The sequence below is a fragment of the Winogradskyella maritima genome, from assembly GCF_042650215.1.
Taxonomy (GTDB): Bacteria; Bacteroidota; Bacteroidia; order Flavobacteriales; family Flavobacteriaceae; genus Winogradskyella; species Winogradskyella maritima.
The window spans coordinates 224,723-248,454 of sequence record NZ_JBHSAT010000023.1 but is presented as its reverse complement, the minus strand read 5'-3'; the positions used below and the strand labels follow the sequence as shown (position 1 = coordinate 248,454).

Below are 23,732 nucleotides of genomic sequence, written 5' to 3'. Positions count from 1 at the left end.
AAATTAAAATTCCCCTTTATACGTCAAAGCCTGTCTGATATGCGCCAAATGATGGTTGCTATGCCATGCGTACATACCAATGGTTTCCTTTAATGAGAAACGTTTGCCATGTTCTGGGTGGATAAATTCTCGGGCTAACTCCTCTTCAGAAAAACTAGAAAGCAAAACCCCTAACTTTTCGTGCACGCCATTTAATATTGAAAGTGAGGAATCAATCGGTTGGTCATAATCTTTCAATGTGGCCCAGCGGTCTTCAAAATAAGGTCTTATGGTTGGGCTGTCTTCTGTTATCGCCAATTTGAATCTAATGATACTGTTCATGTGGCTGTCTGCCAAATGATGTACCACCTGCTGTATCGTCCACCCTTCTGGTCGGTAGGGATAGTTTAATTCGGAATTGCTGAGATGCTCAACTAAATCAATAACACCCTGTGGCAGGGCTTTGATGTCATTAATCCAATCTACAATATGGTCGTTGGTAATCACTTCTGGCGTTTCAAATTGGCCGATGGGGTACTTTAAATCCTGTAGTTGAGAATGAGTCATAATTTATATTCGATTGAAGGTGAAATGATGGATTAAGATACTATTTCGAATAAAACCTTGAGTTAAGAAATTTCGTAAATGAGACAAAAGGTAATTTTCCTTTGAAATATTTTCGAACCAAAACAATTAAATCAATAAACCCAAATTACAATGAAAACTAAAATTTTATCTATGGCTCTGTGCTTAGGTCTCATTTTTACAACCCAAGCCCAAGACAACTCCAGAGAATCTTCAGTAGGATTAAAAGGAGGCTACAACCTAGCTTCGGTGACCTTTGATGGCGAAGAAGAGACAGGTCAGCGTCACGGTTTCCATATCGGGTTGTATGGCGAAAGCTTTATCTCCAATAATTTTTCCATTCAGCCAGAATTGCAATACTCTCAACAAGGCTATGAGTTAGAAGGTGATGGCGGTACATTTACGCAAAAACTGAATTACATTAATTTACCTTTGATGTTTAAAGGCTATTTAACTGATGGTTTCTTTATCGAAGCTGGCCCACAGATTGGATTGGCCATTTCGCACAAAGAGGAATTTGAAGGCACTTTATTTGATAGCACAGCCGAATTCGACCCGAACAATTTCGATTTTGGCGCTAATTTTGGTGCTGGTATAAAGACCAATTCTGGTGTGAATATCGGAGCGCGATACCATCTCGGACTAGGCGATATTTATGAGGAAAACAACCCTAGAAATAGAGTGCTACAGTTCTATGTAGGCTTTGATTTTTAATTGTTTTATTCCGAAATAGAAATACTATAACAACTAGAAAAGACTTCCGATTGGAAGTCTTTTCTAGTTAAAATGAATCCTACAATTCAAGTTGGGCGTAAAGCGAAGCGCAAAATTGGTGTTCTCTACAATATCGTTATTGTTATTTAACGTGAAGTAACGATTGATTTCATTGGCTTCGTTGGTTAGATTCCATATAGAAGTCGCCAAATGCATCGTGGTATTAAGACCAAGCTGAAATTTGTAGGAAGCCGAGACATCCAATCTTAGATAATCGTTTAGCCTTTCCTCATTGGGCGTATTGTAACTGATGGTGTTTCTTTCATTTTGAAGGTCTGACGGTTCGGTATACGGACGTCCGGTATGCCAGTTGAGTCCGGTAGCAATTCTAAAGTTATTCAAATTATAACTCAAAGACACATTGGCGACATGGCGTAAATCAATGTTGCTCGGAAAAGCTTGCCCATTGTTTAGGGATTCGAATTCATAATCATTTTTACTAAAACTGTAACTCAACCAAGAACTCCAATTATCAAAGCGCTTTTGTAGAAAAACATCTATACCTTTTATAGTGTATTTTCCTGTAGCAGGAGTAAATTGAAACTGATTCTGAAAGCCCTGAGAGCGTGAACTTATACCATCGACCACCTTGTAATAACCTTCAATACTGGTCAACCAACCGTTACGGTTATAGCTTAATCCGGCGGACACTTGACTGCTTTTTATAATAGGAACATCCTCATCATTGGAGAGTTGCCAACGGCGTTTTTCAATCCCGAAGAAATCCTGCTGTAAATCTATAATCTGACTAATGGATTGATGTTTGGTTTCTGCCAATAACTCTAAGCGAAAATGGTCCAAAAACTTTTGGTTGAAAGACAATCGGGGTTCAAAAAAAATGCTCCCAAACTTGTCAATGTAGTTGCCTCTGAGCCCAATTCTACCATATGTGTTTTTAGAATTTGACGTAAACTCAGCCTCCGTGTAAACCCCATGTGTGCGGATAACTTCTTTTATGGAACTTTTGAATCGCGGGCGGTTCACGTCTTCAAGATTACGAACGCCGACTTCATTAAACTGATAGCCGAGATTTACATTCAGGTTTTTGTCTAATGCTTTAAGCAAGTCCAATCGAATGCCTAAATCATCTACCGTGTTACTTTGGGTCAACAACTGGTTGTTGGTAATGATGTTATTAAAACCATTGAGTTGATAGTTCGAAAAATAGACTTGAGCAAAACCTTTCAGACTTTTATTGAAGGCTTTGGAAAAAGAAAGGCTTCCGGCATAGCTGGTTTGTTTGAGGTCGCTTTCGGTTTGCAATTCAGAATTGTCAGACTCCCGTGTGGTTTGCTTATAGTTTAGGCTATTGAAGATAGTGACAAAGTTTCCTGTTATTTTGGTGGAACTGTTGAGGTCATAAATGTATTTGGCAGTGACATCATAGAAGAAAAAATCATCATCATTGGTTATAGTTCTTCCAGAATTTAATTCGGAATCATCAAAAATGCGCTCAAAATAAGAATCGTAAGTCGGGGACAAAATCACATCGGTGTAAGAGCGTTGCCCTGCGATTTGAAGCTCTGATTTTTTGTTGATAGGAATCTTGGCAAAAGCATCAGCTTTGATTAAATCTATACCAAATCCAGATTCTAAATATTTAACACGGTCATTACTCGATTGGATATCAATTAAACCCGAAACGCCAGACCCATGCTTGGCTTGTGTGCCATTTTTGGTGACATCCACGGTTTCCGTGAGGTAGGGATTAAATGCAGAAATCAATCCGAAGAAATGTCCAGATTGGTACATACGCATGCCGTCAAAAAGAATCAAATTTTGGTCGTGCGTACCACCTCTGATATTAATATCCGAAATAAGTTCTTCCGCACTGGTAATACCCGGCAATGCTTGTATAGTTTGAAGGATATCGGGTTCAATCAAACCTGGTAAAATTTGAAACTTATCAGATTCAATGGTTATAGCGCCATTAATGGATTTTGAAAGTCCTTGGGATAGAAAATTATTGACTACCACTTCATCTAATCGTTGAAGTTTGTAGGTGGGATTTTGGTCAATTTCCGAGGGTTTGGAGATAGTGATAAACCTCTCGTTCAATAGTTTGTAGTTGAGTTTGGTTTCAGACTTTAAATAATCTAAAGCCTCTTTAAGCGTTGTGAAGCGCTCTGAAATTTTTATCGTTTTATTCGCAATAGTCTTATCAGCAAAGGAAAAGCTAACGTTGAATTGGGCTTCAATTTGTTTCAAAAATTGAGATAACGGTATGGTGTCACTGGTGTTTTGAGCGTATGTCACCAGAGAAATGGATAGAAAAATGGCAATGAATAGTTGTTTGGCCAAGTTGTCCCTACTTTAATACTACGTTTTTACCATCAACGGTGTAGCTTATATTCAATGGTAAGGCAATAGACTTGAGGGCAAGGTCTAAATTTTTGTGGGTGAAATTCCCGCTAAATAATTGAGAGCTATCAATTGCGTCTGCATTAACCGTAATGTTGTATTGACGTTCTAGCTCATTGAGCACAAATTTAAGCGGTCGGCTGGTAAAGCTACTTTCATCAGAAAGCCATTTAGGCAATCTGCTGTTTTCTTTTTCATGAGCAGAGATTTTCCCATCAATAACCGCAAATCTGTGTGTTGGATTCAATAGTATAGTGTCTTTGAGATGCATTACCGCAACCCGACCTTCAAAACAAGTGACTTCAAAAAAGTTATGACGTTGTATCACATTGAATCCTGTACCTAATACCTGAACGGTGCCTGCATCCGTAATCACTTCAAACTTAGAGCCTTTAGCGACTTTAAAGAAGGCTTCGCCATTGAGGTTGACCGCTCTTTCTTCTGACCAACTATTCTCATTAAACGATAACTGCGAATCCGCGTTGAGGTCTACTAAAGATGCATCTGGTAATTCAATTTGTGTTTTTGAGGCATAGTCCGTGGTAAATTTGGAATCTTTATTCTGAAACGAATAAAAGCCGACCAAACCAATTACAATTACGGCGACGGCTTTCAATAATGGACGCACCCAATTATTGGAACTTGGCGTCTTATTTAGTTTTGGTTTTAATGTTTCAAATTCAACTTCGGAATTGTATTCTGGGACAGAAAGGGTCTTGAGATGCGCCGACAAACGGGTCAGTTCTTTATAATCTGGCAATGCCTCAAAGGCAGTCTGCTCCTCAGCGGAGAGTCTGTTATCTAGCCATTTTTTTATGAGTTCTTCTCGTTTCATACTAATGCATCTATCTATATAACAAGTGAGGTTAAAAAATTCCTACCTCTTTAGTCAAAATTTTTGGTTTAAAGTTTAAAGTTATTTCTAAATCGGTTCTCATCACTCTACAAACCTTCAATATCCTCCCGCAACTTTTTCAACGCGCCGTAAATGCGTTTTTCCACGGCTTTTACCGAAATATCCAACAACGAAGCAATTTCCTTAAAGCGTTTCCCCTCAACCCGATTCATTAAAAATGCCGTACGTTGTGCCTCAGTTAAATTGGCTAGGGCGTTTTCAATTTTTTCTTGGTATTGTTTTTCTTCAAGCTTATATTCTGGGGTTTCCTGGGTTGCTGTTTTCTGCGGTTGTTGCTGAAATTTCAAGACCACTTTTCGGTGCGCCGTGGCATTCAGCATTAAATTATTAGCTGTGGTAAATAGAAAACTCTTCGCTTTGTCTGGAGAAACCTTGGCGCAATTTTCCCATAATTTTATAAAAGCATCTTGTACTTTATCCTTGGGGTTGTGTAACTCCCCAAACTTGTAGTATAAAAAATCATGCAGGGATTTTGAATACTTTTTAAAAAGCAATTCAAAGGTTTCTGCTTCGCAAATATGGTCTTTTAGCGGTTTGGGCATGGGTTGTCAATTGGGGTAAATTTAAAAAAAATTAAATGCAGGGTAGGAGTTTTTAATTTTGAACTGTTATATAACAAAACCAAAACCTATTAATCATGAAATTCCAAATCAAAAACTACCTACTGGTCGCCTTTTTTGCCCTAATGACCCTATTCTCTTGCCAGAACGAAGAAACGGAAATCATTAATCCTAGTGAAACCGAAACTATCGAAGCCAATTCTATGTTGGCTAATGTGATGCGTAGTACATCCGCTAATTCTGTACGACGCGATAATGTCTTGGATAATTCCAGTTGCTTTTCGGTGGATTTGCCCGTAACCGTTGTGGTCAGTGATATAACCATTACGATTACCACCGAAGAGGACTTGGAAGACTTAGAAGATTTATTGGAAGACCTTGAGGTGGACTTACCTGAATTTGTTTTTCCAATTACTATTATTTATAGCGATTACACAGAGCTGGTGATTGAAAATCAAGACCAATTTGAGGCCCTTTTAGAACAATGTTTTGACGATGACGACACTATTGAATGTGTTGATTTTATTTATCCTATATCTTTTTCGGTATTCAATTCGCAATTTGTGTTGGTGGATACTATAACTATTGAAGATGACGAAGCGTTATACGATTTTTTAGACCGCTTAGAAGACGAGTCCGAAACACTTATCGTTAGTCTTAACTTCCCAGTATCCTTAGAGTATGCCAATGGCGAAACAACGACCGTTAATACCAATGCGGAGTTGGCCGATGCTATTGCCATGGCTGGTGACGATTGTGAAGATGACGATTACATAACATGTAGCGTTGATGATATCAAAAGCTTTTTAAAAGAATGTAGTTGGACTATAGACCACGATGTTGAGGTGTTAGATGATTTGGAGATTACCTTCAATGATGACTTTACTTTCGTGATTATGGGTGAAAACTTAAATGAAGAAGTCACTGGCAATTGGACGGTTGAAGAAACCGATAACGGAACGTACCTGATACTTTCAGACCTGTCTGCTTTTCAAGATGATTTAGGTGGCGAATATTTAATTACGGAATGTGACGATGATGATTTTGAATTAATCAAAGGTGACATAGAAGTTGATTTAGATAGAAACTGTGAGTCCGATATCAATTGTTCGGCCTCAGACATCACGCAACGATTGAGAACATGTTACTGGTATGCGACTTCAAATTTACTTCCAGGAGATGCTTCAAACAAATTGAAATTTACAGAAAACAATACAGTATTCTATTTCAACAACGATACAGATATGTTTGTTGAAATAGGCGAGTGGGCTGTTGTTATTGTCGGTATGGAGCGTAAGTTAGAATTGAATCTTATCGCGCCTTATCAGGCCCTGACAGGTTTCTGGACGGTAACCGAATGTGATGATGATTATTTTAGCTTAGCCAACGGCGATAATGTATTGATGTTAGAGCAAGAGTGTTTTGATGCTAATCCGTTTGAATGTTATAATGAAGAAGGCTATGAATTGGTGAAATGTGATGAAAACAACACAGGCACAGCGCAATTCAATATTTATGAAGCAGTACCAGATTGTAATGTTGGCTTTACTGTAATGATTACATTCCATACATCGTTGTCTGGTGCTGAAAATGATTCAGACATACTAGAGGGTGCGACGGCATACACTAACTTGAGTAATCCTCAAACGGTTTACGTGAAGGTTCAGAAAGTCAACCATCCAGATATCAATATTATTTACCCTGTAGAACTTGTCGTTGAACAATGTAATACGCAAAATCCATTTGAATGTTTTGATGGAACAGTACTAGAAGCCTGTGATGATACTGATGGAGTATTTGATAATGACTTGGCTAAATTCGATTTAACAAGCATTATTGAACAAGCGGACTGTGATGCCGAATTCAACTGGTCATTCCACGTTTCTGTAGCAGACGCAGAAACCAATGTAAATCCTATTGCGGAACCTGCTACTTATGTGAGCGCCAATGGATTCGTCATTTTACGAATTGAAAATGCTAATGGCGAATACATGTTGTACGATATTGGTTTAACAGTTGTAGGTTGTTCGGATAGTGGTTGCTCATTCGAAGATTTCAACGCTAATATTGTGACGTGTGAGTGGACTATTTCTGAGTATAATGGTAGTACAAGTTTTGATATTTTCAACATCAACTTCATGGCCGATGGCTCATTAACTATAATGTCTGAAACAGAAACCTACACAGGTAATTGGACGTCCGCTTTAGATGGCTATATCTATTTAGAAATGACCGACATTTCTGGAGGTAATGTGCAAGTGTTTAATGGCATCAATTATAAATTAGTTGAATGTACATCTGAACAATTAATTTTCCATAATGGGGATGACCAATTGACCTTGGATAAAGTTTGTAACTAGGATTGATTAACCGCTAGTATAATCCCTAGTCTTTTGAGGAAAGAACTGCTTGATTAAGCAGTTCTTTTTTTGTTCTTATTTCTGAATGAGAGCCTTCCTTTATCGCTTGTAAATTCTTAAATTTGCCACTTGATAAATATGAAGGGTTTAATTTCAAATTGAAAGAATAGTAACCCCAAGAATACAGAAACACTATGTTTAATAATTTAAGTGAGAAGTTAGATAAAGCGCTCCACGTCCTCAAAGGGCACGGAAATATTACTGAGGTTAACGTTGCGGAAACCTTAAAAGAAGTGAGACGTGCGCTTTTAGATGCCGATGTTAACTTTAAAATTGCTAAGGATTTTACCAACCGTGTTAAGGAAAAAGCACTGGGCGCTAACGTATTAACAACGTTACAGCCAGGACAGTTGATGGTTAAAATCGTGAAGGATGAATTAACCGAACTTATGGGTGGCGATGCAGAAGGCATTAATCTTTCTGGTAATCCAAGCGTTATTTTAATGTCTGGTTTACAGGGTTCTGGTAAAACAACCTTTTCTGGAAAGCTTGCCAATTATCTCAAAAATAAAAAAACCAAGAAGCCTCTTTTAGTGGCTTGTGATGTGTATCGTCCTGCGGCCATTGACCAATTACATGTGGTTGGTGACCAAATTGGTGTTGAGGTATTCAGTGATAGAGGAAATAACGACCCAGTCGCTATTTCACAAGCGGGAATTGCGCACGCCAAAGCCAACGGACATAACGTGGTGATTATAGATACCGCTGGTCGTTTGGCTGTTGATGAGGCCATGATGACCGAGATTTCTAACATTCATAAAGCCATTCAACCACAGGAAACCTTGTTTGTGGTAGATTCCATGACAGGTCAAGATGCGGTGAATACTGCAAAAGCGTTCAACGATATCTTAAATTTCGATGGGGTTATCCTTACCAAATTAGATGGTGATACCCGTGGTGGTGCGGCCATTTCTATTAAATCGGTGGTTGACAAGCCGATTAAGTTTATCGGTACCGGTGAAAAGATGGAAGCAATTGATGTCTTCTATCCGGCACGTATGGCAGACCGAATCCTTGGGATGGGTGATGTAGTCTCGTTAGTTGAACGTGCCCAAGAGCAGTTTGATGAGGAAGAAGCTCGAAAACTTCAGAAGAAGATTGCCAAGAACCAATTCGGGTTTGATGACTTCTTAAAACAGATTCAGCAAATCAAGAAGATGGGTAATATGAAAGACCTTATTGGGATGATTCCTGGTGCTGGTAAAATGATGAAAGATATTGATATTGATGATGATGCCTTTAAAGGTATAGAAGCCATTATTCACTCTATGACGCCAGCGGAGCGTTCGAATCCATCATTGATTAATTCAAGTCGAAAGAAACGCGTTGCCAAGGGTTCTGGGACTTCGGTACAAGAAGTGAATCAGTTATTGAAGCAGTTCACACAAATGAGCAAGATGATGAAAATGATGCAAGGCGGTGGCGGAAAACGCATGATGCAGATGATGAAGGGGATGCCGAGATAGTTCCAAGTTTAAAGTTTATAGTTTAAAGTTGGTTTTGCTTGAAGACAAACGAAATATTTAGCAAATAAATTATAGAAATTGCTTTGCGCCTTTGCGCCTTAGCGAGAAAACTAATAAACCATGACCATTCTAGACGGAAGAAAAGTAAGTAACGAAATTAAAAACGAAATCAAGGCGGAAGTCGATAAGATGAAAGCTGATGGCGAAAAGGTGCCTCACTTGGCCGCCGTTATTGTTGGTAATGATGGCGCAAGTTTAACCTACGTGGGCAGTAAAGTTAGAGCTTGTGAACGTGTGGGGTTTGAGTCAACAATGGTTCGTATGTCCAACACTACCAGCGAGATTGAGTTATTAGATAAAATTGAAGAGCTAAACGAAGACGATAATATCGACGGGTTTATCATTCAATTACCATTGCCACCACAAATCAATACCCAGAAAGTGTTGATGGCGGTAAACCCCGATAAAGATGTGGACGGCTTTCATCCGATGAATTTTGGAAAAATGTCCTTGGATATGTCGACGTTTATTCCGGCAACACCGTTTGGAATTTTAGAATTGTTAGACCGCTATGGTGTTGAAACTAAAGGGAAACATACAGTAGTTATCGGACGTTCTCATATTGTAGGTCGCCCAATGAGTATTTTAATGGGCCGTAAAGGCTTTCCGGGGAATTCAACTGTAACACTTACACACAGTCATACTAAAAATATCACTCAGATTACATCGCAAGCAGATATCATTATTTCAGCTTTGGGGATTCCTAAGTTCTTAAAAGCCGAGATGGTAAAAGACGATGCCGTGATTATTGATGTTGGTATTACGCGTGTTCCAGACGATTCCGAAAAAGGCTATTACATTACTGGCGATGTCGATTTTGAAAACGTTAGTAAAAAAGCAAGTTATATCACACCTGTCCCGGGTGGTGTTGGTCCAATGACCATTGCGATGTTGTTAAAGAATACCTTGTTGGCGCGAGAGCAACATAGAAGTAACTAATCACGGATGTTTTGCCTTCAAAATTTGGCAATTTCGGAACCAGTAACCATTGGTAGTCTTCCTCATGTCGCCCCAATTCTTCTATTCATTATAAGTGCTGTTTTCGGGATTCGGTATTCTAAGCGATATTTAAATGAACAACAGCAAAACCGAGTTTTCAATTGGCTTGGCATCCTTATTTCGGGTTCGATTATCGTTTATCATTTTTATAAAATCAGTGCTGGCAACTATAATTTTGCAACTGATTTACCACTGTTTTTATGCAGTTTTATGGCACTTGTAATTCCTGTCTTTACGCAAACCAAACGCTATTGGCTTTATGAAGTTTTATTGTTTTGGGTCATTGCAGGAACCACACAAGGCATCATAACACCAGATATTTCAGAAGGTTTTCTCAGTTTAGATTACGTTCGGTATTGGATAGTGCATCTCGGTCTCGTTAGTATTATGCTTTATGCCACGTTTGTCTTCGGTATGCGCCCTACACTGAAGAGTGTCTTTAAATCCTTTTTGGCGCTTCAAGTGTATGCCGTTGTCATTTTAATTTTGAATTGGATGCTCAATGCCAATTATTCCTATTTAAGTAGAAAACCTGAATCTGCTTCCGCTATGGACTTTTTAGCCGAATGGCCCTATTATATTCTTCAAATTGAATTGATTGTATTGCCGTATTTCTTTTTGATTTTTCTGTTGTTCAGAGAAAGAAAAACGAAACAATAGAATTTGTTTGTCCTGTTCATTTCGGCCGTCATTGCGAATCACGCACAAGCGTGATGTGGCAATCTCATCAATAAAATAAGACCTGTTAGGTTTTAATCCCGAAACGTTGGGACTGGCAGGTCTGAAGTATGAAATTTTAGGAAAAAAGGTAATCAGTTAGAAGTTCTCTCCCGACACTTGGGGACCGCTTGAACGGACAGAAGTAATGGTAACTTATGATAGTTTACTTAGCAAACAACTGCCCCATATCCTTGAAGGCTTTAAACTCCAAGGCATTTCCACAGGGGTCTTTAAAAAACATGGTGGCCTGTTCGCCAACCTTACCTTCAAATCGAATATAGGGGTCAATGATGAATTGAATGCCTTTAGATTTTAATTGTTTTGCAAAGCTGTGGAAAGTGTCCCAATCTAGAACCACACCAAAATGAGGCACTGGCACCTCTTTTCCGTCAACCGGATTGGTGCGCAAGGCCTCATTGATTTTATCTTTGTAATGTATGACCAATTGATGACCGAAAAAATTATAGTCTACCCAATGGTCGCTACTTCGCCCTTCCTCTAATTCTAATGTATTGGTATAAAATGTTCGGGCGCTTTCGAGATTATCAACAGGAATCGCCAAATGGAAAGGTCTAAGTTCAGTCATTGTTTAATTTTGCGAGTCGCCACCACCGTCTGTTGGGGCAGGACTATCTTTTCTATATTTTAACATGGACACGCCAGCGATAAAAAACACACCGCCAAGCATACTCAAGGCATAAGGGCTCAACGCTGTCATATTATTTCCAAATATACCTAAACACCCATAACAAGAGCTATAGCTCCTCCTACAGTCATAATCATTGCTAATACTTTAATCATAATTTCTTCCTTTTAATTGGTTATGCTTAAAATTAGATAATAATTAAAGTCGTTCTATATTTTAGGGCAAAGCAGTTAAATTTAGTCGCAATTAGACAACTTCTTGACTCTTTTTAGTCATTTTCTTCCTGTTTTGTGCAATTTATCTTCCAAGTAGGGTAGACTATTTTTTCGGTTTTATCTACCCATTCGCCAATCCATTTATAACCTGTGTTTTCAAAATCATAAAAGGTTAATCGGTAAAAACCATCCGTGCCGTTCGGTGCTTTTTGCTCACGATAGAGCACAATTTTATTTTCGGTGCGCTCGCCTTCCCAGGCAGGAAGAACTTTTGGTACGCCATTAGACGCATAATAATGCACATACCATTTACTGCTATCGGCGTTGAATTGCCGTATACTACCTGAGTGCGCCCCATCTGCTTTTAAGGTTTCATCTTGAACTGCCTTGCCATCCATAATATATTTAAAAGTCCATAGCATATCCACCGCCTCATTCCATGACCCATCTTGTTTTCTGGAAAAGGATTCGCATTTACTTTTGCCTATCATTGGCGCAAAGTCTTTTATTTGTTGAGGAGCTTCAGCATGCGGTTTGCCATAGGGAAATGCTTCGGAAGGTTCGTTGTTGTATTGTGCATTAAGAAGAAAGCACATACTGAAAAAGAAAAACGTAATACTGATTGATTTCATGGTTTGATTGCTTTAGTTGCAATTCAAATTAGAAATAAATCAACCTGAAAGGTGTTAAGGACTTGTGAATTAACGTTTCCGACGGTCTTGACGCTGACGATTCTTAGGGTCAAAGGTCTTCTTGGATTCTGAAATTAATTCGCTTAGCTCATCAAATTCCTGTTTGGTCAGTTCGCGATATTCACCAACAGGTGTGTCCAAAACAATGTTCATAATACGGACACGTTTTAGGCTTTGTACCTCATAATTAAGATACTCACACATACGACGAATCTGTCGATTTAAACCTTGAGTCAAAATGATGCTAAATGTGAATTTATCGATTTTTTTAACGATACATTTTTTTGTCCGTCGTTCTAATTCTTCCAAATAAATCCCGCCAGACATACGGTCTATAAAGGTTTGTGAAATAGGCTTGTCTACAGTCACGACATATTCTTTTTCGTGATTATTACTGGCACGGAGAATCTTGTTAACAATATCACCATCATCAGTCAATAGAATCAAACCCTCACTTGGTTTGTCTAATCGGCCGATGGGGAATATGCGTTTTGGGTAGTTGATAAAATCAATAATATTGTCCTTTTCAACTCGGGTGTCCGTGGTACAGACGATACCAACAGGCTTGTTAAAGGCCAGATAGACAAAGTCTTGTTTCCGTGCGCCGACAACTTCGCCATCAACTTTCACAACATCGCCCGGTGCAACCTTAGTCCCCATTTCTGGGACGACATCGTTTATGGTAACACGGCCCGCATCAATGAGCTTATCCGCACCACGGCGCGAGCAGTAACCGGCTTCACTGAGGAATTTGTTGAGGCGTGTTAAATTGTCAGACATTTATTAATCTTGGTTTATAAAAGCGATGATTTTTGGTGCTAGCGAAGCATCTTTCAAACTATGGCCAAATCCTTCAGTTGCTATAAATTCGGAATTCTTGAAATTTTTCGCATAAGATTCTCCATCAGAAAAAGGTATAATTTTATCCTTTTTATCATGAATAATAAGGCTTCGTAATTCAAAAGTGCTTACAAAATCTGATGCAGAAAAATAGTCGGTTGTCTTACCAAAATTCTCTAAAACCAATTGGTCTAACCCAGAAGAGATACGCTCATTAAAGCCCATCATTTTCTTGTAGCGCCCAAAAACCCCCACAAAATGTGCCGGTGCGCCAAGTAGTATCATTTTCTTTAGGCTTTTAAAATTATGGTTATGCATCCCAAAAACAGTTGCCATACCTCCAACGGAGTGACCAATGATGATTTCGGGTTGATGTTTTTTTACCACTTGCGCCATAAATTCAGAATACAATATAGCGTTAAAGCGTTTTGAGCCAGAACGCCCGTGAGCAGGCGCGTCTAAGGCAACTATATTGTAGTCTTGCTCTCTTAAAAGCGGTATAAGATAGCTCCAGCGTTCCGAGTTGCTTTCCCATCCGTGAGCTAATAAAATGGTCTTGTTTTTCCCTGGCCAACGGTATGTGGCAACAGTGTCACCGTCAAATTCTAGTTCTTCAAAAAAGGCGCTTTCAATGAACGGAATCTGCTCAGAGGTGTAGCGTCCTTTTCTTGGAGATGTAAATAGGTTTAAGGCTTGGATAGAGGCAAATCGTGGCGAAATTAAACTCGATGTATTTAAAATTCCACCAATACTTTTAATAATTAGTTCACTCATTTAATCGTCTTCTCGGTTAACGGATTCCATTGAAAACGCAGGACGACAAATCGCTATATATTCACAGGGCTCTGTAAACGGATTTGAATATTGAAGGCGCGTATTTTTAGCCACTTTAATGGACTGGCCAGCTTCTAAGACTATGGTTTCACCATCTATTATGAATTGCTTTTTACCACGAATGACGAAAGTGTATTCATCAAATTCAGGGGTTTGAAACGGCTCTGACCAACCTGCAGGTGCAATCATGTGTGCTATGCTGATGTCCGAATTTCCGTCTGAAGCCCTCCCAAAATGTTCTAAAATGGTTTTACCATCCGTCGTAGGAACACGAAACGGATTGTCCTGAATGTGATATTTTTCAGCCTTCAATCTGCTATTAATTTTTGTAAAGATACCGTATTACCAGTGTACGATAAAATATTTTATTTTGGCGTTATCCGGAATTTGAATCGGGTCAATCGTCATGTCCATATCAAACCGCATGTTTGCGGGTAATTCATTTTTATCTATAGTAAACGAGGCATTAATTTCATTGACGTTGACGACGATTGTGCTAATTAGATTTGAAATACTGTTTATTTTATAAGCGTCCTTAATGTCCTTAAAAGTGCTCATCGTAGAAATACCTTTATCAGTAGCATAGCGAGAATCCATAATACGAATACTACTCAATACAGCCGTGGAATCCAAAGCCTCAGACGGTGTAATGATAAGTAATGGATTGCCATTTTTTTCAAATACTTCAATGTTGTTGATGTTGCCAGTAAAGCCATCATCTTCCTTAAAATTAAAGAGCGAATCGTTCTTAAAAATGGTATTCAAATCCTTGACTTGTGTAGAATCGTTGAGGTAGCCAATATTTGTTTTTCCAATGTTGAAGGGGTCAACTTTAGGTTCCGAAGAACAACTGATGATGAGGCAAAGTACAGCGATGACGCTGAAAAGAGTTTTTTTCATTTAGGTTTAATTTGAATGGGATTTACTTTAACATTTTCGTCAAGATACCAAGGACACTACGTATCACGGTTGGGCTTGATAATACTTTAATAATTGGGTTTTGTTTGGTGCTTCTGCGACGGTTGGTCGAGGCTTTTCTTTTGGACTCTGCTTTTTTGAGTGCTTCTTTTTCTTTTCGGGCCTTTTCTTTGGCTTCCTCGGCTTCGGCTTTTTCAATCTTAGCGTTCAGCATTTCATAAGCACTCTCGCGGTCTATTTCTTCATTGTATTTTTTGGTGAGTTTGGAGTCTGACAACAGTTGATTCAACTCCTTGCTGGTCAATACATCCATTCTGCTCATTGGCGCGCGCATCATGGTGGCCGCCAACGGCGTTGGCTTACCTTTCTCATTTAAGGCACTGACTAATGCTTCTCCAATTCCGAGTGAGGTCAATACTTCTGCTGTATCATAATAATCGGTATCTGGATAATTCTGAGCCGTCAGTTTTATGGCTTTTCGGTCTTTGGCAGTAAACGCTCTCAAAGCATGTTGTACTTTGAGTCCAAGTTGGCTCAAAACTGCTTCAGGGACGTCTGTAGGATTCTGGGTCACAAAATATAAACCGACGCCTTTACTTCTTATGAGTTTTACAATACTTTCAATCTGACTCAACAATGCTTTCGAGGCTTCATCAAAAATAAGATGTGCCTCGTCAATGAACATGATAAGTTCCGGTCTACCAGAATCGCCCTGCTCCGGGAAGGTAGAATATATCTCAGCCAACAGACTCAGCATAAAGGTGGAGAACAACTTCGGTTTATCCTGAATATCAGTTAAGCGAATGATGTTAATATACCCACGACCATTTTCGTCTACTCTAAGCAAATCATCCGTTTCAAATGATTTTTCCCCAAAGAAAATATCACCACCTTGCTGTTCTATCTCGACTAATTTTCTTAAAATGGCTCCAGTTGACGCAGTTGAAATTCGGCCGTAAGCCTCTTCAAATTCCTTTTTGCCTTCTCCTGTGGCGTATTGAAGAATCTTTTTAAAATCCTTAATATCTAAAAGCGGTAATTTATTGTCATCGCAGTATTTGAAGATGACGGAAATGATTCCTGCCTGGGTTTCTGTAACATCTAATATTCTTGAAATCAAAACGGGCCCGAATTCACTTATCGTCGCACGAAGTCTCACACCATCTTGTTCAGAAAGCGTCATAATTTCAACAGGAAAAGCTTTGGCGTCAAATGGCAATCCTATTTTCTCATGACGTTCATCAATTTTTGGATGTCCTGGACTTGGTTGCGCCAAACCACTGAGGTCACCTTTAATATCCATAAGTAAAACAGGGACTCCTTTTTCGGACAAATTCTCAGCCAACACCTGAAGCGTTTTTGTCTTCCCGGTTCCGGTAGCTCCAGCGATTAAACCGTGTCTGTTCATGGTTTTTAAGGGAACATTGACAAAAGCATCTTTTATGGTTTCGCCATCTAACATCGCCGCACCCAATGTTATGAATTCTCCTTTGTTGGTATTACCTTCTGTAATATGTTTAAAAAAAGTATCGCGCTTGCTCATACGTCTTAATATTTGTATAAAAATAGCGTAATTTTAAGGAAGATTAAAACAAGAATTATGAAGAAATATCTGTTGGCATTAACCATTTTGTCAAGTGTTTGTTTTCAGGCATGTAAGAATGATTCAAGCGAAATTATTTTCCATGAATCGCATGAACCTAGTCGTGCTAATGTGCCATTTAGTGATGCTGTAGAAACGGATGATTTACTTTTTCTAACCGGACAAATCGGAAAAGACCACAAAGCTGGGAAACTAGCTGAAGGTGGTATAGAAGCGGAAACTAAACAAGTTATTGAAAACATTAAAAACGTTTTGGAACATCACGGATTGGGATTGGATAATGTTGTAAAGTGCACTGTGATTCTAAAGGATATTAATGATTTTAGTGCCTTTAATTCCGTTTACACAAAATACTTCACCAAAAAGCCCGCCCGTACGACTTTCGCTGCATCAGGATTGGCAGGAGGTGCGAGTATTGAGATTGATGTGATTGCAGCTAAGTAGTATTCAGTTGACAGTTCCAATTGGCAGGCTTAGTTTCTGTCACATGATTTACTGAGAACTGCTACTGAAAACTGTAAACTTATCAATATATTTGCCCGCTATGACGAGACGAGAACGACAAGAGCAAATAGACAAAGGCTTTTTATTGCCATTGATGGAGGAATTCTACACCATACAAGGCGAAGGCTACCACAAAGGAACGGCTGCTTATTTCGTACGAATTGGTGGTTGCGATGTCGGTTGCCATTGGTGCGATGTCAAAGAAAGTTGGTTAGCAGAATTACATCCTCCGACCGAAACCGGAAAGATTGTCGAAAATGCCGTAAAATACAGTAATACGATTGTCGTCACTGGTGGAGAACCTTTGATGTGGGACATGAATCCCTTGACTACGCAATTAAAAGCGAAAGGCGTTCAAACCCATATTGAAACTTCTGGCGCATACAAATTAACAGGTGAATGGGACTGGATTTGCCTCTCGCCAAAAAAAAATAAACTTCCGACAGAAGAAGTTTCTTCAAAAGCCAATGAGCTTAAATGCATCATCTACAATAAGGATGATTTTAGATTCGCTGAAGAACAAGCTGAGAAAGTAGGTAATGATTGCATACTCTATTTGCAACCCGAATGGTCCAAGCGCGATAAAATGATACCTCAGATTGTCGACTACGTTATGGCTAATCCTAAATGGAAAGTCAGTTTACAGACACACAAGTATTTGAATATTCCGTAGTATTTGTTAATCCCTGTTCCGTCTATCTTTTCAGCTTTGTGCTTTAGCGAGAAATAGCACCATATAAAAAAGCCCCGACAATATAAATTATCGAGACTTTTAGAATTTTATAACGTTGTAAGACTTACTTAGCCAAAACAAAAGGTACGGCAACACGTGCAGTGCCCCAGCCCATGTGTAAGTGCACGCCATCCTCAGATTCTGTAAAAGCCATAGAAAAAGCTTCCAGGGATTCGGAATCTTCTGTTACAGGAACAGTGATTCTAGCCACATCGTTTTCTTCCTTATAGAAATAACTTCCCCAAACATTAAGGTCTTCACTTACAATCACTGTCCATTCACCATCACCTGGCATAGCATATAAAGTGTACGTTCCTTCGTTTACCTTTTCGCCGTTAAGCGTCATGTCTTTATAAACATGCAATTCTGCCGCCTCATTGGCTCCTAAACGCCATACTTTTCCTTTAGGCGCTAGTTTATCAATAGAACGCCCTTTTAATTGTGGACGACTATATACCACTTTAATCGCTTTGTCAGAAACTTTGTAGTCAGAAGGATAAGATGCCGCATCCATCGGGCTTTTATCTAATCCAGAAAATTTTTGTGCGTTTGAATTGAATGATACTAACATCATAAATGCAAAGGCAACTGATGCTATAAGTTTTGAAGTTTTCATAATAAGTTTTGAATTTTTGAATTGGTTAAAATTAGAGGTTTTAATGTCTGAAGAGTCGTAAAGAAATATTAAAGTTTACAGATGTAATGTAAATCACTGTTTTTGTTATTGAATTCTTTCATAATATAATAAATTAACATTTTAATGTTTTAAATTATAATCATTAAATGTATTACTGTTTAATTATTGAAACTTTAAATCCATATTTGCTTCATATTAATTACAAAAACAGAAAGTTATGTGCGGTATAGTATGTGCATTTGATATAAAGCAAACCTCAGAAACATTAAGGCCTCAGGTTTTGGAAATGGCGAAAAGCATTAGGCATCGTGGTCCAGATTGGAGCGGTATTTACAGCGATGAGAAAGTAATTATGGCTCATGAGCGCTTGGCGATTGTAGACCCAGCGTCAGGAAAACAACCCTTGTTTTCGAAAGACCAAAAACTGATTTTGGCCGCCAATGGAGAAATCTATAACCACAGAAAGCTTAGGGCTCAATTTCCGAATTATGAATTTCAAACGGAAAGTGACTGCGAAGTCATTCTAGCCTTATATCAAGAAAAAGGATATGATTTCGTAGATGACATGAACGGTATTTTCGCATTTGCCCTATACGATGTTGAAAAAGACGAATATTTCATTGCGCGTGACCACATGGGGATTGTTCCACTGTATATGGGTTGGGATAAGCACGGTACATTTTACGTGGCTTCAGAATTGAAGGCTTTGGAAGGCGTTTGTACTAAGATTGAATTATTTCCTCCTGGGCATTACATGAGTAGTAAAGATGGTGCATTGATAGAATGGTATAAAAGGGACTGGAAGGAATACGAAGCTGTAAAAGACAATGAAACAAGTATTGCGGAAGTACGTCAGACTCTTGAAGATGCGGTACACAGACAGTTGATGAGTGATGTGCCTTACGGTGTGCTGTTGTCGGGAGGTCTAGATTCCTCAGTGACGTCTGCGATTGCTAAAAAATATGCAGAGAGACGTATTGAAGCGGATGATAAGGAAAAAGCATGGTGGCCACAATTGCACAGTTTTTCAGTAGGATTGGAAGGTTCTCCAGATTTGGCCGCAGCACAAAAAGTAGCTGACCATATCGGTACCGTACATCACGAAATTAAGTTTACTATTCAGGAAGGCTTGGATGCAATCAAGGATGTTATTTATAATATTGAAACCTATGATATCACTACAATCCGTTCGTCCACGCCAATGTATCTTATGGCGCGCGTTATTAAATCGATGGGGATAAAAATGGTATTGTCAGGAGAAGGTGCCGACGAGATCTTTGGAGGCTATCTGTATTTTCACAAAGCGCCTAACGCACAGGAGTTTCACGAAGAAACGGTTCGTAAATTAGATAAATTGCACATGTATGATTGCTTAAGAGCTAACAAAAGTTTAATGGCCTGGGGAATTGAAGGACGTGTACCGTTTTTGGATAAGGAATTCATGGACGTTGCTATGCGAATCAATCCAAAAGATAAAATGATAAATGGCGAGCGTATGGAAAAATGGGTCATCCGAACAGCATTTGAAGATATGTTGCCAGAAAGCGTGGCATGGCGACAAAAAGAACAATTTAGTGACGGTGTTGGTTACAGCTGGATAGATACCTTGAAGGATATCGTTGACCAGGAAGTGACGGACGAGCAAATGGCTAATGCCCACTTTAGATTCCCGATAAATACACCTTTAAATAAAGAAGAATATTACTACCGAACCATATTTGAAGGGCATTTCCCTAGCGACGCTGCTGCTTTAAGCGTACCACAGGAAGCAAGCGTAGCTTGTAGTACGGCGAAAGCATTGGAGTGGGACGAAGCATTTAAAAGTATGAATGAGCCTTCGGGTCGTGCAATAGCTCAAGTACATGAGGATAGTTACTAAGCCTCATCACTTAAATTTAATGGATGAAGCCACGCAAATAGCGTGGCTTTTTTAGTTTTTAGATACCATGTACGTAGAACTACGCTTCTGAATTTATTTTCTTACATAGTGATATTTTAAAATTGAATAATCTTACAAATATGATTTTTAAAATATTGACAATAAGTCACTTAAATGAATATTTTATTAAAATTTATACTATCTTTCAGTTAGATTTATAGCCCACGATTTTTTAAGAGTGCCTCATTTCCGCTAAGACTTTTTCTTAATGCGTATGGATTTCTATTAACCAATTTAAAATCAATACAATGAAAAAATTAGTAATGTTTATGTGTTTGTTACCATTCTTGGGCTTTGCGCAAAATGCTCCAGCAATGGTTGAAATGATAGAGGTCGATGTAAAACACGGTCATGAACCAGCATTTTACAAAGCCATGGCTGACTATACAGCCTGTCTTAAAACCAATAACTGGGATGGCAGTTATGATGCTTGGTGGCGCCAACAAGGCGAGGGGACTCAAATTAATTTTGTTAGAAATGTGAATACTTTTGCCGATTTGGATAAAGAATCTTCCGATGTCACAAAAAAATGTCAAAATGAACATATGCCAAAAATTATGGATGCATCTACCAGCTACCATAGTTACTTAATGTCACCATTATTAGATTGGTCGGCCAAGACACCGCCGGTTGGCAATGTGGTAAATTATATGACTTTTGATGTTAAGAATCCTTTTGAATTTAGCGCATTGATTGCTGAACTTACTAACACTGTCAAAGATATGGAAGGTTACAATGCACATTGGCTAGCTTCTAAAAGTGGCGCAGAGCATGAGTTTGCTGTTGTTTTCTTTTATGATAATTTTGAAGCCATGGGCGAGGATGAATTTAATCCATGGAAAATATATGCAGAAAAGCATGGTGCTGATAAATTGAAGAACATACAATCTAAACTCGCGGCCTCTATAAAAAATGTCACAGAGGATATGTATAAGTTGGATAAAACAATCAGTTACAGACCTGATTCTAACTGATAATTGTTGTCTTAAAAAATCATATAAAACAGCGCTTTTAAGCGCTGTTTTTTGTTAGAAGAAATGTTGAAATATGATATCTAAGCCTTTCAAGAATAAATTACAATTTCTGGATACATAAAAAACATCTAAAATCGATTTTAAGCTACTTTTTAGACGATTTAAGACACTTTTGGGTAATTAACAAATGTTGATAATTATCACCGAAACTCGACAAAAAGCTTTAAAAAAGAAGCTTTATTTCGTATATTTGATAGTACTCAGAAAGGGCGCAAAAGCGTCTTTTTTTATGGGATTTAAAATTGAAACATTTGAACTCTTTTAAATGAGTGATAATTAATAAAAAATAGAAATAAACAATAGTTTTTATGAGCGAAAAAAAAGAAAGCTTTAACGAACACGGCTATTCTGCTGATAGTATCCAAGCCTTAGAAGGTATGGAGCACGTGCGTATGCGTCCTTCGATGTATATTGGAGACGTTGGCACACGAGGTTTACACCATTTAGTTTATGAGGTTGTAGATAACTCTATTGACGAAGCTTTGGCTGGTCATTGTGACAATATAACGGTAACTATTAACGAAGATAATTCCATAACCACAGAAGATGATGGTCGTGGTATCCCAACAGGTCTTCATAAAAAAGAAGGCGTATCGGCACTTGAGGTTGTTATGACTAAAATTGGTGCTGGTGGTAAGTTTGATAAAGATTCTTACAAGGTTTCTGGTGGACTTCACGGAGTTGGTGTAAGTTGTGTTAACGCACTTTCTGAAAGCTTAAAAGCAACGGTTTACAGAGAAGGTAAAATTTGGGAGCAAGAATACGAAAGAGGAAAACCAAAATATCCAGTAAAAACAGTTGGTGATACTGATAAACGCGGAACAACGGTAACCTTTAAACCAGACCCTACAATATTTACCCAGACTTTAGAGTACAATTACGATACTTTAGCAAGTCGTATGCGTGAGTTGGCTTTTTTGAATAAAGGCATTACGGTGCATCTTGTAGATAGACGTCACAAGAAAGAAGATGGTTCTTTTGAAGGCGAAACGTTTCATTCTGAAAACGGATTAACAGAATTCGTACAATTTTTGGATGGTAATCGCGAACCTTTAATGAAAAACGTTATCGCTTTTGAAGGCGAAAAAAATGGCGTACCTGTTGAGGTTGCAATGGTTTATAATACGAGTTATGCCGAAAATTTACATTCGTATGTAAACAATATTAACACACACGAAGGTGGAACACACTTGTCTGGTTTCCGTCGTGGGTTAACACATACGCTTAAAAAATACGCCGACAGTTCTGGTATGTTGGATAAGTTAAAGTTCGACATTGCCGGTGACGATTTCCGTGAAGGCTTAACAGCTATTGTATCTGTAAAAGTACAAGAGCCTCAGTTTGAAGGGCAGACCAAAACAAAATTGGGTAACAGAGAAGTTTCAGCATCTGTTTCTCAAGCGGTTTCAGAAATGTTAACGGATTACTTAGAAGAAAATCCTGATGATGCAAAAATCATTGTTCAGAAAGTAATCCTTGCAGCGCAAGCCCGTCATGCGGCTCAGAAAGCCCGTGAAATGGTACAGCGTAAAACAGTAATGAGTATTGGTGGTTTGCCAGGAAAACTGTCAGATTGTTCTGAGCAAGACCCTGCGGAATGCGAGGTGTTCCTAGTTGAGGGTGACTCGGCGGGTGGAACGGCCAAGCAGGGTAGAGATAGAGCATTTCAAGCGATTCTTCCATTGAGAGGTAAAATTCTTAATGTGGAAAAAGCTATGCAACATAAGGTTTTCGAAAATGAGGAAATCAAAAATATCTTTACGGCATTAGGTGTTACTATAGGTACCGAAGAAGACCCACGTGCATTGAATCTTTCAAAATTACGCTACCACAAAGTTGTGATTATGTGTGATGCCGATATTGATGGTAGTCACATTGCTACATTGATTTTAACTTTCTTCTTTAGGTATATGAAGGAGCTGGTTGAGAACGGCCATATCTATATTGCCACACCGCCACTTTATTTAATAAAGAAAGGTGCCAAGAAACAATACGCTTGGTCAGATAAGGAACGCGATGAAATCATCGAAAATTTTGGAGATGGCTCTAAGATTCAACGTTACAAAGGTTTAGGTGAGATGAATGCAGAACAATTGTGGGATACCACTATGAATCCTGAATTTAGAACCATGCGTTTGGTGCAGATTGATAACGGTGTAGAAGCTGACCGCATTTTCTCTATGTTAATGGGTGATGAAGTTCCGCCACGTAGAGCATTCATTGAAAAGAATGCCATTTATGCGAATATTGACGCATAAGCAATAACAATAAAACCATTTCAAAGGCAGTTACGTAAA

23 protein-coding genes are annotated in these 23,732 nt (G+C 38.7%); 10 read left to right on the top strand and 13 right to left on the bottom strand.

Annotated features, from left to right (window positions below):
* Positions 1–3 precede the first annotated feature (3 nt).
* Complete coding sequence (locus ACFOSX_RS14275) at positions 4–546, bottom strand: YfiT family bacillithiol transferase (protein ID WP_386102696.1); 543 nt, start codon at positions 544–546, stop codon at positions 4–6.
* Positions 547–696: 150 nt separating this feature from the next.
* Between ACFOSX_RS14275 and ACFOSX_RS14270 the strand changes: the two genes are divergently transcribed.
* Positions 697–1,278 carry a porin family protein gene (locus ACFOSX_RS14270; RefSeq protein ID WP_386102693.1) on the top strand — a complete coding sequence of 194 codons (582 nt, stop codon included), beginning with the start codon at positions 697–699 and terminating at the stop codon, positions 1,276–1,278.
* Between the two features lie 63 nt (positions 1,279–1,341).
* On the opposite strand, the gene ACFOSX_RS14265 is transcribed toward ACFOSX_RS14270, so the two are convergent.
* From ACFOSX_RS14265 to ACFOSX_RS14255, 3 genes are all read right to left on the bottom strand, one after another.
* Entirely contained in the window at positions 1,342–3,639 is a 2,298-nt protein-coding gene (locus tag ACFOSX_RS14265; protein WP_386102690.1) for a TonB-dependent receptor domain-containing protein, read from the bottom strand.
* Between the two features lie 7 nt (positions 3,640–3,646).
* Positions 3,647–4,534, bottom strand: a complete 888-nt coding sequence (locus tag ACFOSX_RS14260; protein WP_386102687.1) for a FecR family protein — start codon at positions 4,532–4,534, stop codon at positions 3,647–3,649.
* A gap of 107 nt (positions 4,535–4,641) precedes the next feature.
* Positions 4,642–5,157, bottom strand: a complete 516-nt coding sequence (locus ACFOSX_RS14255) for an RNA polymerase sigma factor (RefSeq protein WP_386102685.1) — start codon at positions 5,155–5,157, stop codon at positions 4,642–4,644.
* A gap of 95 nt (positions 5,158–5,252) precedes the next feature.
* Here ACFOSX_RS14255 and ACFOSX_RS14250 point away from each other — a divergent pair, with 95 nt between their 5' ends.
* From ACFOSX_RS14250 to ACFOSX_RS14235, 4 genes are all read left to right on the top strand, one after another.
* Positions 5,253–7,535 (top strand): hypothetical protein, encoded by a 2,283-nt coding sequence (locus ACFOSX_RS14250; protein ID WP_386102682.1) that lies wholly within the window; start codon positions 5,253–5,255, stop codon positions 7,533–7,535.
* 194 nt (positions 7,536–7,729) lie between these two features.
* Positions 7,730–9,061 carry a signal recognition particle protein gene (gene ffh, locus ACFOSX_RS14245; protein WP_386102679.1) on the top strand — a complete coding sequence of 444 codons (1,332 nt, stop codon included), beginning with the start codon at positions 7,730–7,732 and terminating at the stop codon, positions 9,059–9,061.
* A gap of 120 nt (positions 9,062–9,181) precedes the next feature.
* The gene (locus ACFOSX_RS14240; RefSeq protein ID WP_386102676.1) at positions 9,182–10,060 is read left to right on the top strand and encodes a bifunctional 5,10-methylenetetrahydrofolate dehydrogenase/5,10-methenyltetrahydrofolate cyclohydrolase; all 879 of its coding nucleotides are present in this window, start codon (positions 9,182–9,184) and stop codon (positions 10,058–10,060) included.
* A gap of 6 nt (positions 10,061–10,066) precedes the next feature.
* Entirely contained in the window at positions 10,067–10,780 is a 714-nt protein-coding gene (locus tag ACFOSX_RS14235; RefSeq protein WP_386102673.1) for a YwaF family protein, read from the top strand.
* Positions 10,781–11,003: 223 nt separating this feature from the next.
* Here ACFOSX_RS14235 and ACFOSX_RS14230 read toward each other — a convergent pair whose 3' ends face one another.
* The 8 genes from ACFOSX_RS14230 to ACFOSX_RS14195 form a co-directional block, all read right to left on the bottom strand.
* Positions 11,004–11,426, bottom strand: a complete 423-nt coding sequence (locus ACFOSX_RS14230; RefSeq protein ID WP_386102670.1) for a VOC family protein — start codon at positions 11,424–11,426, stop codon at positions 11,004–11,006.
* A gap of 3 nt (positions 11,427–11,429) precedes the next feature.
* On the bottom strand, positions 11,430–11,558 hold the full coding sequence (locus tag ACFOSX_RS14225) for a hypothetical protein (RefSeq protein ID WP_386102667.1): 129 nt from the start codon (positions 11,556–11,558) through the stop codon (positions 11,430–11,432).
* 196 nt (positions 11,559–11,754) lie between these two features.
* Positions 11,755–12,333, bottom strand: coding sequence for a hypothetical protein (locus tag ACFOSX_RS14220; RefSeq protein WP_386102664.1), 579 nt, complete (start codon positions 12,331–12,333; stop codon positions 11,755–11,757).
* Positions 12,334–12,402: 69 nt separating this feature from the next.
* Positions 12,403–13,173: a 23S rRNA pseudouridine(2604) synthase RluF gene (gene rluF / locus ACFOSX_RS14215; RefSeq protein ID WP_386102661.1), complete on the bottom strand. Its 771-nt coding sequence runs from the start codon at positions 13,171–13,173 to the stop codon at positions 12,403–12,405.
* 3 nt (positions 13,174–13,176) lie between these two features.
* Complete coding sequence (locus ACFOSX_RS14210) at positions 13,177–14,007, bottom strand: alpha/beta hydrolase (protein WP_386102658.1); 831 nt, start codon at positions 14,005–14,007, stop codon at positions 13,177–13,179.
* A complete protein-coding gene (locus tag ACFOSX_RS14205) occupies positions 14,008–14,379 on the bottom strand; it encodes a cupin domain-containing protein (protein WP_386102655.1) in 372 nt (123 codons plus the stop codon).
* Between the two features lie 30 nt (positions 14,380–14,409).
* Entirely contained in the window at positions 14,410–14,967 is a 558-nt protein-coding gene (locus ACFOSX_RS14200) for a hypothetical protein (protein ID WP_386102652.1), read from the bottom strand.
* A gap of 22 nt (positions 14,968–14,989) precedes the next feature.
* Positions 14,990–16,528 (bottom strand): helicase HerA-like domain-containing protein, encoded by a 1,539-nt coding sequence (locus ACFOSX_RS14195; RefSeq protein WP_386102649.1) that lies wholly within the window; start codon positions 16,526–16,528, stop codon positions 14,990–14,992.
* Positions 16,529–16,585: 57 nt separating this feature from the next.
* Between ACFOSX_RS14195 and ACFOSX_RS14190 the strand changes: the two genes are divergently transcribed.
* Both ACFOSX_RS14190 and ACFOSX_RS14185 read left to right on the top strand, forming a co-directional pair.
* Positions 16,586–17,032 carry a RidA family protein gene (locus tag ACFOSX_RS14190; RefSeq protein ID WP_386102646.1) on the top strand — a complete coding sequence of 149 codons (447 nt, stop codon included), beginning with the start codon at positions 16,586–16,588 and terminating at the stop codon, positions 17,030–17,032.
* Positions 17,033–17,132: 100 nt separating this feature from the next.
* Positions 17,133–17,765: a 7-carboxy-7-deazaguanine synthase QueE gene (locus ACFOSX_RS14185; protein ID WP_386102643.1), complete on the top strand. Its 633-nt coding sequence runs from the start codon at positions 17,133–17,135 to the stop codon at positions 17,763–17,765.
* Between the two features lie 124 nt (positions 17,766–17,889).
* On the opposite strand, the gene ACFOSX_RS14180 is transcribed toward ACFOSX_RS14185, so the two are convergent.
* Complete coding sequence (locus ACFOSX_RS14180) at positions 17,890–18,441, bottom strand: DUF2911 domain-containing protein (RefSeq protein WP_386102640.1); 552 nt, start codon at positions 18,439–18,441, stop codon at positions 17,890–17,892.
* Between the two features lie 238 nt (positions 18,442–18,679).
* On the opposite strand from ACFOSX_RS14180, the gene asnB reads away from it, so the two are divergent.
* From asnB to gyrB, 3 genes are all read left to right on the top strand, one after another.
* Complete coding sequence (gene asnB, locus ACFOSX_RS14175) at positions 18,680–20,341, top strand: asparagine synthase B (protein ID WP_386102637.1); 1,662 nt, start codon at positions 18,680–18,682, stop codon at positions 20,339–20,341.
* Positions 20,342–20,649: 308 nt separating this feature from the next.
* Positions 20,650–21,375: a hypothetical protein gene (locus ACFOSX_RS14170; RefSeq protein WP_386102635.1), complete on the top strand. Its 726-nt coding sequence runs from the start codon at positions 20,650–20,652 to the stop codon at positions 21,373–21,375.
* Positions 21,376–21,743: 368 nt separating this feature from the next.
* Entirely contained in the window at positions 21,744–23,693 is a 1,950-nt protein-coding gene (gene gyrB / locus ACFOSX_RS14165; RefSeq protein WP_386102632.1) for a DNA topoisomerase (ATP-hydrolyzing) subunit B, read from the top strand.
* The last annotated feature ends 39 nt before the right edge of the window (positions 23,694–23,732 follow it).